8 protein-coding genes are annotated in these 11,594 nt (G+C 40.5%); 6 read left to right on the top strand and 2 right to left on the bottom strand.

What is annotated here, in order from left to right; genetic code table 11:
• Positions 1 to 42: 42 nt before the first annotated feature.
• A complete protein-coding gene (locus QZ488_RS03750; protein ID WP_293746371.1) occupies positions 43 to 1,197 on the bottom strand; it encodes an acyl-CoA dehydrogenase family protein in 1,155 nt (384 codons plus the stop codon).
• A gap of 401 nt (positions 1,198 to 1,598) precedes the next feature.
• Here QZ488_RS03750 and QZ488_RS03745 point away from each other — a divergent pair, with 401 nt between their 5' ends.
• Positions 1,599 to 2,534, top strand: coding sequence for a slipin family protein (locus tag QZ488_RS03745; protein ID WP_293746369.1), 936 nt, complete (start codon positions 1,599 to 1,601; stop codon positions 2,532 to 2,534).
• 3 nt (positions 2,535 to 2,537) lie between these two features.
• Complete coding sequence (locus tag QZ488_RS03740) at positions 2,538 to 2,990, top strand: NfeD family protein (RefSeq protein ID WP_293746368.1); 453 nt, start codon at positions 2,538 to 2,540, stop codon at positions 2,988 to 2,990.
• Positions 2,991 to 3,088: 98 nt separating this feature from the next.
• Here the strand turns inward: QZ488_RS03740 and QZ488_RS03735 are convergent, their stop codons facing one another.
• Positions 3,089 to 4,030 carry an SMP-30/gluconolactonase/LRE family protein gene (locus tag QZ488_RS03735; protein ID WP_293746367.1) on the bottom strand — a complete coding sequence of 314 codons (942 nt, stop codon included), beginning with the start codon at positions 4,028 to 4,030 and terminating at the stop codon, positions 3,089 to 3,091.
• Positions 4,031 to 4,688: 658 nt separating this feature from the next.
• Between QZ488_RS03735 and QZ488_RS03730 the strand changes: the two genes are divergently transcribed.
• The 4 genes from QZ488_RS03730 (at position 4,689) to QZ488_RS03715 (ending at position 11,566) form a co-directional block, all read left to right on the top strand.
• Positions 4,689 to 5,303 carry a PEP-CTERM sorting domain-containing protein gene (locus QZ488_RS03730; protein WP_293746365.1) on the top strand — a complete coding sequence of 205 codons (615 nt, stop codon included), beginning with the start codon at positions 4,689 to 4,691 and terminating at the stop codon, positions 5,301 to 5,303.
• A gap of 258 nt (positions 5,304 to 5,561) precedes the next feature.
• Positions 5,562 to 7,925, top strand: a complete 2,364-nt coding sequence (locus QZ488_RS03725) for a retention module-containing protein (RefSeq protein WP_293746363.1) — start codon at positions 5,562 to 5,564, stop codon at positions 7,923 to 7,925.
• Positions 7,926 to 8,021: 96 nt separating this feature from the next.
• A complete protein-coding gene (locus QZ488_RS03720) occupies positions 8,022 to 10,196 on the top strand; it encodes a type I secretion system permease/ATPase (protein ID WP_293746361.1) in 2,175 nt (724 codons plus the stop codon).
• On the top strand, positions 10,193 to 11,566 hold the full coding sequence (locus tag QZ488_RS03715) for an HlyD family type I secretion periplasmic adaptor subunit (protein WP_293746359.1): 1,374 nt from the start codon (positions 10,193 to 10,195) through the stop codon (positions 11,564 to 11,566). The genes QZ488_RS03720 and QZ488_RS03715 overlap by 4 nt, the downstream gene beginning before the upstream one ends.
• Positions 11,567 to 11,594: the final 28 nt, after the last annotated feature.

Genomic DNA, 11,594 nt, shown 5'->3' with positions numbered 1-11,594 from the left:
GGTTACTATTGCCAATAATAACGTTTATATCACTTTGGTTTGTTATCGACCTAAAATACCGCGTGCTATCACTTCTTTCATAATTTCTGAGCTACCCGCGTAAATTGTTTGTATACGAGCATCTCGATAAAAACGCGAGATAGGATATTCGTCGGTATAACCATAACCACCAAATAACTGCAGGCATTCGTTGACCATAGTCAGTTGCATTTCTGTGGCAGCGAGTTTTAACATGGCTGCATCGGACACTGTCATTTTACCCTGTTTGTACTTGTACATATGTTTTTCTAAAAGTGCTCGACATAATTCAAGTTCGGTTTGACACTGTGCTAACTTAAACCGGGTATTTTGAAATTGCGAAACGGATTGGCCGAACGCTTTGCGTTCTTTTACATAATCACAGGTTAAATCAAGGGCACCCTGAGCGTGACCAATGGCTTGTACCGCACATCCAAGTCGTTCGCGAGGTAGTTCTTGCATTAAATATACAAACCCTTTGCCCTCTTCACCTAATAAAGCATCACTGGGAATACGCATATTTTCAAAGAACAATTCGGCAGTATCACTACAATGTTGCCCCATCTTTTCAATCGGTTTACCGGTTGAAAATCCGGGTAAGCTTGTATCGACTAAAAATAAAGAAATACCTTTAGAGCCAGCATGTATATCAGTTTTGGCACATACAATGATCATTTCAGCAGTGTTGCCGTTGGTAATGAATGTTTTAGAGCCGTTTAGCACATATTCATCGCCGTCTTTTACTGCGCTGGTACGCATGCCTGCCAAATCACTTCCCGCACCTGGTTCAGTCATAGCAAGAGCTGTTACCACTTCGCCAGTTACCATTTTGGGTAGCCATTGGTCTTGTTGCTGTTGTGTGCCAATGTTCATGACATAGGGCGCCACTATATTTGCGTGAATGTTATAACCGGTGCCTAATCCGTGGAAACCCATGCGACACATTTCTTCTTGGATCATTTGACAGACGTCGAAGCTTGCACCAGCCGCACCGTATTTCTCAGGAAAATCCACCAATAACATGCCTGCGCTACCTAAGGTGTTCCACATTTCTCGTGGCATTTTGTGGTTTTTTTCCCATGTATCGTAATGGGGTAAGACTTCTTGTTCTAAAAAGCGCAAAACCATATCGCGGAACATCTGTATTTCTTCGATATTGGCATCTTCTGTTGTGCTCATGGGCAACCCTGTTATCTATCTGTTTATGATGAATGCAGTCAATAATTTAGCATTTACCCGCGTAGTTATTATCATATCGAATGATGATTATGGCTAAAGTTAAGTGAGTGTTTATAAGTGAGTGGTTATAAGTGGACATAAGCTATCTCCAAATGCAGACCAGAAGAATCGGCAGGTAATTTATCATTTAGAACAGCGTCAGTTGTTGTGCCTGATATTCAATGCAAGCAACAAAACAATTCCTTTGAACAGGTTGCCAGCAGTAAAGGATTAGATACAAAGCAACTGTGTTTGTGAAAGTGATCTATGCGTTAAAAGATTGAAAAAGCTTGAAAATTGCCCAGTTTGGCCATATATCTACCCTACGGCAAGTCTAGCCGTGCCGAATAAGGAAGTCAGTTATGGAACTATTGCTCGATTATATTTTTACCCCTCAAGCTCTTATTTTACTGTTTGTGGTGGTGGTACTCAAAACCTCCATCAAGTTTGTCCCACAAAACCGTGCTTATGTAATTGAACGATTTGGTAAATTTCAGTCAACTAAAGAAGCCGGATTAAATTTCATTGTGCCTTTTATTGACCGTATTTCTGCGGATCGCTCGTTAAAAGAAAAAGCCGTTGACGTTCCTGAACAAAGCGCAATTACCAAAGACAACATCTCTTTGTCGGTAGATGGTGTTTTGTATTTTCGAGTGCTTGATCCCTACAAAGCAACCTATGGCATAGACGATTACGAATTCGCAGTCACTCAATTAGCGCAAACTACTATGCGTTCTGAATTAGGTAAAATGGAATTAGATAAAACCTTCGAAGAGCGTGATGTGCTGAATACTAATATTGTTTCAGCCATTAATGACGCTGCTAGCCCTTGGGGCATACAGGTTTTGCGTTATGAAATAAAAGATATTGTGCCACCTCAATCGGTAATGGAAGCTATGGAAGCACAAATGAAGGCTGAGCGAGTCAAACGTGCGCAAATACTTGAATCAGAAGGCGATAGGCAGGCTGCTATTAACCGTGCTGAAGGTGAAAAAGCCTCGGTAGTATTAGCCGCAGAAGCAGACAAAGCTGAACAAGTATTACGTGCTGAAGGTGAAGCTAAAGCTATAGTGGCGGTAGCCACAGCTCAAGCTGAAGCGCTACGCCAAGTAGGTGAGGCTGCGGCCACCGAAGAAGGGCAAAAAGCCATTCAGCTTGATTTAGCCACCAAAGCTATCGAAGCCAAACATGCTATTGCCAAAGAGTCTTCAGTTGTGTTGTTGCCAGACGGTTCAACAGAGGCCGCTGGTGTGGTAGCACAAGCCATGACCATTATTAACCAGTTAAATAAGGGGTAATGTATGCAGTGGGCACTCAATAATTTAGCTCAAAGTTTGCTCATTTTTGGCATTCTTATGTTAGTCATTGAAATTGCAGTGTTGGGCTTTTCAACTTTTGTACTGTTTTTTGTAGGTTGTGCTGCTTTGGTAAGTGCTGGCTTATTGTATGTGGGTATTATTCCAGACACGTTGTTGTCGGCACTGCTTAGCACTGGTTTACTGACAGCGGTAGCGGCCGTATTGTTATGGAAACCTTTAAAGAATATGCAAACTCAGGTAGACACAACAAAAGCAAAAGGCGATTTAGTAGGTCATAGTTTTATTTTGGTTGAAGATGTGGCCCCTGAATTGACACCCGTTTACCATTATTCAGGCATCGACTGGAAGTTAGTTGCCAGTGAACATTTGGTCTCTGGTACCAAGGTCCAAGTGGTGGAAGCTGATGTGGGTGTTTTTCATATAAAAGCCGCTTAATGTAAATTTTGAATCTTAAATTAAAGTCGGGGCAAGCCCGACTTTTTTATGCGTAGTGTAAAATTCGTGTTTTATTTCCTAAGCTATTTAAATCAAAGCTAGCGCACTACGCCTGGCAGGTTAGTACGAATGCTATAAAGTCCTGAAGCTGTAGTAATGAGTAGTGTCTGCATATCTGGGCCGCCGAATTCAACATTGGTAGTATTAGGGCCAACTTCAATCTTATCTAGCTTGGTACCCTCTGCTGAATATAGGTAAATACTGCCTTCTGCGTGACTGGTAATGTAAAGGTTGCCTGCGCAGTCTATTGTCATCCCGTCTGGGGATTGGATATTGGCAAACAACTTACGAGTGTTTGATACACTGCCATCCTCTGAAACTTGATAAGTGTTCACTCTGTTTTCAGCGTCACCTACATACAGTGTCCGTTCGTCTAAGGACAACACAACGCCATTCGGTTTATCTAAAGACTTATCCACCAGTGACACTTTACCTTCTGGGTCTATCCAATAGACACCAGTGAAATCTAACTGAGGTAGTCGGTCACCTAATTGCCAGTCAGGATCAGTAAAGTAAATATGTTTTTTGGTATGCAAAGCCATATCGTTAGGTGAATGAAAATGTTGGCCATGGAAGTTGTCAGCAATGATAATTTTCTGTTTAGTGGTCAATGAGTAGCTAGAAACAGACTGGGAATCATGGTTCATAGCAAAGAGTTCCCCCCCTTTTGCTAATAAACCATTTGTACCACTATGCTCGATAAAAACGGCTAGGGTATTAGGTAACTTAAGCTGATAAATCTTGGCATCGGGCCCGTTTTCTTGCGTACTGCTGAAATTCATTTCAGAAAAATAATAGACGTTTGTGGTTTCTGACCAAGTTGGCCCTTCCAAAAAAAGAAAGTCATTGGAGATTAATTTTGCTTTCTCTCCCGCAGGTATTGGTGGCAAATCTGTAGGGCAACCTAAGGGCTGATTGGCATATGAAGTTTGACAAAAGAGTAAAATGATCAATAACAAACATGGTTTAAGTTTTAGCATCACTAGGTCTCACAAAGTAAAATGGTGGGTGATAACGGCAATTTTAATAGCCATAAGGTATTCCGATAACCCTTTATGTCAATACGATGTTGCCGCATATTTTGTGGACTAGGCTAAAAGTTTTAGACAAAAAAGTGTTGTTTACCCCCATAAAACAACATTGTTGTGGATTTAGCCTGATGCAAGACTTGCCACTAAAAATAAATTTTCATAAATTGACTACTAAAAATCGCATTAAAAAATAATTAAGTAAACAAGATCCCTATGTTTGTTTAATATAAGGTTTTTGATGTTATGGATATTTAAGAAACCATCTCCCTAGACGTTCAGCTAACATATTAGGCAGGCTCAACCAGCTTTTTACTAAAAGCTTTTAGGTTATCTTCATTTAAACCAATTGATTAGTTAATCCCTTAGCTCATTTTTTCAAATGATGTAAATTAATCCAATCTATGTGTCAGTATTTTTAACAGGTGTCATTTTTTTGACTTGTAAATTTATTGTAACGAGTTGATAAATAACGTTATTTTAAAGTTGGCTTGATTGGTGCATTTGATTGAAACATAAGCTGTTTTATCGATTGCCTATTTTATGTTACTATTACAAATCGGCATTATTGAAATGTTATTATGGATTTTGAATCCGCTTGGAGAATGTTGTGAGTAGTAAATTCTTAAAAGTTATGTTCGCAGTTGTTATGTCAATGGGTTTAGTAGGGCAATCTAATGCCGGTATTATCTATTTCCAAAAAGGTGAAGTTTATTCAGATGGTAAAGACCTATGGGAATATGTCGGATTTTTTGATTTGAGAAATAACGATAAAAAAGAAAATAAAGCTTTAAATGGCCTAGAAGCTGCAATGGAATTATTTTCTGTTCCTGGTGATAAATCGGAAGATTTCGCATTATCCGCTTTTTGGGAGGACGTCAATGCGTCTGGCGTTATTACGGAAGACGAAATTAATGAAGAAAAGCGTTTAGATGCTCTAGCTGGTCTATTGTACGCCGATGTTAATCATAAAGCATGGTATGACTCGTTTAATTCATCACCTGGACTTAATATAGTGTTAGAAGACACACTTGCTAATGTGAATGGTGATGCTAATGATGCTTATGAGCAGGGAGATTTTTCAGCTTATGTGTCTGATCGCGCTGTCCTTGGCTTTAACATAAATTATGTATTTAAACGCACTACTCAAGTCCCCGAGCCTTCTACCCTTGCTCTTTTTGCTTTAGTTCTTCTTGGTTTAGGTGCACGTAAATTTAAAGGTTAATTGTTGATTGGATCCTTCTTATATCGTTAAGAGTCCAACCTACCCTCTACTGAATTTCATACATATGTATAAGACGGAATACCTTATTCCGCCTTATACAGTCATATAGTACTAAAGATAGACAGAATATTTTGTTACTCTCATTTGGGTAAGTTAATCAATTTCATTGCTAAGTTTAACAAGGTAGTGACACTAGAATTTCGTTGAAGCTGACTCGATTTTATTTGTGATATAAGTAAATTATTAGGACTGTTATCTATGCAAAATTTCACTATTTCAAAAAATGCGCAAATAATCGATGTTAACGGATTAGTACAAGCTGGATCCTTACAAAATTCCACTTTAGAAATAGGTGATAGATTAGCGCCTGGTACAGTGTTAAACCTTGCCCAAGGTAGTGAAGTTAGTCTGGTATTTGATGATGGTTCAGAGCAAAAGATAACAGCTGAACCTGAAGCGTTATTGACCAGTGATGCGCAAACTATAGAGCCAAGTTCGCTAACAGCACTAGCCCAATCACAAAACCAAACGACTAACGAGACAGTAGACGATAATGTGCTAGCTGATATCGATGCTATTCAAGCATTGATAGAATCTGGTGATGACATTGATTTGCCTGATACGGCAGCGGGTGGCGAGACGGCTAATGAAGGAACCGATTTTGTTACCTTAGCCCGGGACGGCAATCAATTACTGGCCAGTGCCGGTTATGATACAACTGAATTGGACAATCCTATTGGGGTCGCTGCGGTAATTGTTGATCCTATAGACAATGTTAATGCCTTACCAGAAGCAGTAGATGACAGTTTTGGAATGGATGAAAACACCTCATTAACGGGTACCCTGTTGGGCAATGATGACTTGGGTGATGAAGCGACCACAGTCACGGCTTTTGATAGTGCCTCGGTGAATGGCGGAACGGTTACCGTGGATGCTACGGGCAATTTTACCTACACACCGGTCACAGATTTTGTGGGTGCGGATACCTTTACTTATACCATTACCGATGCAGATGGTGATACCAGCACCGCGACTGTGAGAGTGGACGTTGCTAACGTCAACAAACTACCCGATGCGGTGGATGATACCTTTGCTATCAATGAAAACACCTCATTAACAGGCACCCTGTTAGGCAATGATGACTTGGGTGACCCAGTCACTACAGTCACGGATTTTGATACTACCTCGGTGAATGGCGGCACGGTTACCGTGGATGCCGCGGGCAATTTCAGCTACACCCCGGTCACAGATTTTGTGGGTGCGGATACCTTTACTTATACCATTACCGATGCAGATGGTGATACCAGCACAGCGACTGTGAGAGTGAATGTAGCGAATGTGAACAATCCCCCAGTCGCAGCAGATGACAGCTTTAGCGTGGATGAAGGGCAATCGGTCAGTGGCAATGTGGTCACCCATAATGATGGTGATGGCGTAGTGGACACAGACGGTGGCGACGGGGCCAGCCTTAATGTTACACATATCAATAATATTGAATTGGCAATTGATCCTGCTAGCGGTGTTGCTACTTTTAGCATAATAGATGGTGTTGTGACCGCTGTATCGCCAACTGATGTTTTGGTCTTCAATGGCGCAAAAGACAATGGAATATTGCAAATTAATGCGGATGGAGACTTTACCTATGAAAATAAAGGTTTCCTTGATGGCTCGTCCGCACCCACCTTTAATTATACTCTTAGCGATGGTACTGATACAGATACTGCTACAGTGACAATATCAGTTGAGACTAACGTGCCTGATGCTAATCATGATACAAATTATATCAATTTTCGCACGCGTGGAGGGGAGGCATCTGCGTCTCGAATTATTGGCAATGTTGTTAATGAAGAAAGTACGGGAGATAGGTCTGATAGCTCTGGTGATGATGGTTTTGGTTCACCTATTCTTACTCATGTCCAATATGAAGGGATCCAATATGCATTGGATGCTGGACACAACTCAGATAACCCTTTAGAGATAAGAACTGACTTTGGCAGTTTATTCATTGATAACATGGGGGTATATACATTCATACCAGTAAGAATAGCGATAGGTGATGAACGGCTCTCTATTTCACCAGAGAATCTCTTGGCAGATGGTACGGTAAATTTGGACTTTAGTTATACTATTCAAGACGGCGATAATTTGAATCCTGATACTGATTCAGCGATTTTAACTATTAATGTCGCGGGGCCTTTTGTTGAACCTGCACAGCCATCTGGACTGTCTTTCGATATAGATTTTAGCAAAATCAGTAGTACAATAGATACGGATCTTGATGCAAAAGAATTGATAAATGTAGAAGATCCCGCCTCCAAATATTCTCCAGACTTAGATGATTTAAGTGATATCTTAACTAATGACAACACTGACGGACTTGAAACTTATTTAGCCGCCCTAGGAGAGGATGAAAGTGCTAGTTTCGATATTGACTTAGCAAGTGCATTCAAAGAATCTCTATTAGACCCAGTTGTATTAGAAAAAGATCAGAGTGGCCTAGATCATGACTCTTTTACCACAGTCACTAATGGTTTGCTGGAAGGTGGCGGAACTATAATAAGTGATCAGGCAGTAGCCACAAACGCACCCATTGCTGAATTCGACTCAGTGGAATTGTTATAGTAAGATTCTTTTAGCGTGCAATTTTGCATAACACAGTCATATTTTTATGGATTGTGTTATGTTTGATGTGTTTTGTTTTAAGGAATCTAAAACTACGTGCAATCCTCGGATCAACCCTCTACTCAGTGGACTATAAACGCATCGCAGCGTTTAACTTCAGATCCTTTATTAGATAGTTTAGTGTTATTAACCGAACACTTTGGCGATCCTTGTTCTGCCGAAGCGTTAACAGCAGGACTTCCTCTTACTGGCAGTCAACTGACTCCAGAACTATTACCTCAAGCAGCATCTAGGGCCGGACTGAGTGCCAAGCTAGTTCGAAAGGGTTTAAACGAATTACCTTCTATGCTGTTGCCTTGTGTTTTGATGCTCAAAGACAAAAACGCCTGTGTCTTGCAAGAGCTCAACCTAGAAGAAAACAAGGCCATTGTCACCTTGCCTGAAACTGGCGGGGAAGAACAACTTTCAATTGAAGAACTTGAATCTAATTTTGTTGGGTATTTGTTTCTTATCAAGCAGCAATACCGTGGTGACAGAAATTTTGATGTGTATATCAATGACTCGAAAAAACATTGGTTATGGCAACATGTTAAAAGTGCGACACCTATATACCGAGATGTGATCATCGCGTCTATTATGGTGAATATCTTTGCTCTGGTTTCGCCACTCTTTGTGATGAATATCTACGATAAAGTAGTGCCTAATTTAGCCTTTGAATCCTTGTGGGTTTTAGCCATTGGCGCGGGTGTGGCGTATATATTTGACTTTATTTTGAAACAATTGCGCGGCTATTTAATTGACGTTGCAGGGAAGAAAGTTGATATAGAAGTGTCCTCCAAATTGTTTGCCAAGGTTGTGGGAATTCCACTAGAAAAACGTGCGCCCAGTATTGGCGGTATGGCGAAGCAAATCACTGAATTTGATAACGTTAGGGAGTTTTTCTCTTCGGCTACCATTACTGCTTTAGTGGACTTACCTTTTGCCTTGTTATTTATGTTTTGTATCTGGTTAGTGGCTGGTGATTTAGCTTTATTTCCGATTGTTGCCTCTTTGCTCATTATTGGATACACGGTTATTACCCAACCTAAACTTCGGGTCGCAATTGAAGAAAGTAATAAATTTTCTAGTTTACGCCATGGTCATCTAATTGAGTGTTTAGGTGCGTTAGAATCAATTAAGGCCAATGGTGCCGAAGGCGTCGTACAAAATGCCTGGCAACAAATGATTGGTCACACTTCTACTTGGTTACTTAAATCTAAAATGATCACTAATTCGGTGGTCAACTTTGCCAGTTTTATCATGCAGATTTCGGTGATTGGAGTGGTGGTACTAGGTGTATACCGAGTATCGGACAACCTGATTTCTATGGGCGGGATCATAGCGGCAGTGATGTTAACCGGTCGCGCTATTTCACCTGTAGCTAAGCTCGCTGGTTTGATGACACGTTCTAATCAAACTATCAGTGCCTTAAGGCAGCTTGACAGTTTAATGGAGCAAGATGGGGAGTTTGAAGACAAAGCCCACCTCGCTAGTCGTCCTAAACTATCCGGCAATATTTGTGCTGAAAGTGTCAGTTTTACCTACCCGGATACAAAAAATACTGCTTTGCAGCCTATGTCGATAGATATAAAGCCAGGTGAAAAAATCGCCATAGTAGGACGTAATGGTTCAGGTAAAACCACCTTAGCCAAATTATTATTGGGTTTGTATCAACCAACATCTGGCAACATTCGTTTTGATGGGTTAAATCATCAACAGATACACCCTAGTGATCTACGGCGAAATATTGGTTATTTACCCCAAGATATCATCTTATTTCATGGCACTATTCGCGATAATATTTTGTTTGGTACCAAACAAGTCACCGAATACCAGCTTATCAGAGCGGTGCAACAATCAGGGGTGAACACCTTTACCGATCATGAAACCCAAGGTCTTGATCAACAGGTAGGTGAAAGTGGTAAAAATCTGTCTCGCGGACAGCGTCAATCGATTGCGCTTGCTCGGGCCATCTTAAATGCACCTCAAATATTGTTATTAGATGAACCAACAGCCAGTTTAGATGCGCGCGCCGAACAACAGTTTATTAAATCCATAAGCGCCACGGCAACTGATCGCACTTTATTGTTAATTACTCACAAAATGGAATTATTGTCTTTAGTGGATAGGATTATCGTTTTAGAAAAAGGCAAGTTAGTGATCGATGGTCCCAAAGACGTGGTTTTGCAAAAGCTCAAAGACGGTAAGAACAAAGCGGCGGTTAACCTATGAAAGTTAGCCAGAAAGATTTAGAAATGGCCGATGACGTGTATGGCGCCATGTTAACTGAAGTACCCAGTTTGCATCGTTTAATCATATGGTCTATGGCAGGGCTACTGGTGAGCTTTATTGTTTGGGCTTACTTTTCTGCATTGGATCAGGTTACCTCTGGAATGGGGAAAGTGATCCCTTCATCTCAAGTGCAGATTATTCAAAGTTTAGACGGTGGAGTGTTACAACAATGGTTCGTAGAAGAGGGTATGCCGGTAACGAAAGACCAACCGATAGCCAGAATTGATGACACTCGTTTTCGTTCAGACTTTGCAGAACAAAAACAAGAAGTCGACAGTTTAAGAGCAAATATTATTCGTTTAAGAGCCGAAATATCAAGCATTTTGGTGGGTAATAATGACGATTGGAAACTGCAAATTGAGATAAGCAAAAACGTGCCTGTTTACCCAGAAGATCTCAATCTAAATGCCGAATTTATGGTGACACAACAACAAGAAGAATATTCTGGTCGGTTGGATAACTTAATAAATCAGTTGGCCATTCAAGGCCAGCAAATACAACAACGAGAGCAGGAAATAACTGAACTAGAATCAAAAATAAGTACCCTAGACATCAGTTTAACCTTGGCTAAAAAAGAACTTGCCTTAACAACGCCCCTTGCCGAAAAAGGCATAGTATCGAAGATAGAACTGTATAAATTAGAGCGCATCGTAAATGATCTCAAAGGTCAATTAGATGGTGTACGATTGTTAACTCCCCAATTAAAATCAGCCTTACAAGAAGCTGTATTAAACCGTCGCGAAACAGTGTTGTCTTACCGCAATGAGGTAAGGGCAAAACTGAATGAGTTACAAAATAAACTGTCGCGTATTAATGAATCTCAAGTAAGTGCTCAGGACAAAGTCACCAAGGCACTAATTTTATCGCCCGTTGTTGGTACGGTTAAAACTATACATATCAATACTTTAGGTGGCGTAATTAAACCTGGCGAAACCATAGCAGAAATTGTCCCTACGGAAGATAGGTTAATGGTGGAGGCTAAAATTAAACCTAGAGATATTGGTTTTATTTACCCAGGATTACCTGCAATAGTTAAAATAACCGCGTATGATTTTGCCCGGTACGGAGGGTTAACTGGTATAGTAGAACATATAAGTGCTGATACAACGCAAGATGAAGAGGGGAATAGTTTCTACTTGATTCGAGTTCGCACAGACGCTTCAAGTATTAAAAACAAAAACCAAGAAGAAATGCCGATTATCCCGGGTATGATGACAAACGTAGACGTGATAACAGGTAAACGTACGATTTTGGAATATATATTAAATCCACTTTTGCGGGCTAATGAAGCTGCGCTTAGAGAGCGATAAAGTAATTTCACTAAAATAATAAAAACAT

Origin of the sequence: uncultured Paraglaciecola sp. (assembly GCF_913020055.1) — a bacterium.
GTDB lineage: Bacteria > Pseudomonadota > Gammaproteobacteria > Enterobacterales > Alteromonadaceae > Paraglaciecola.
The sequence above is the reverse complement of the archived record's forward strand: the minus strand, read 5'-3'. Positions and strand labels throughout refer to the sequence as shown.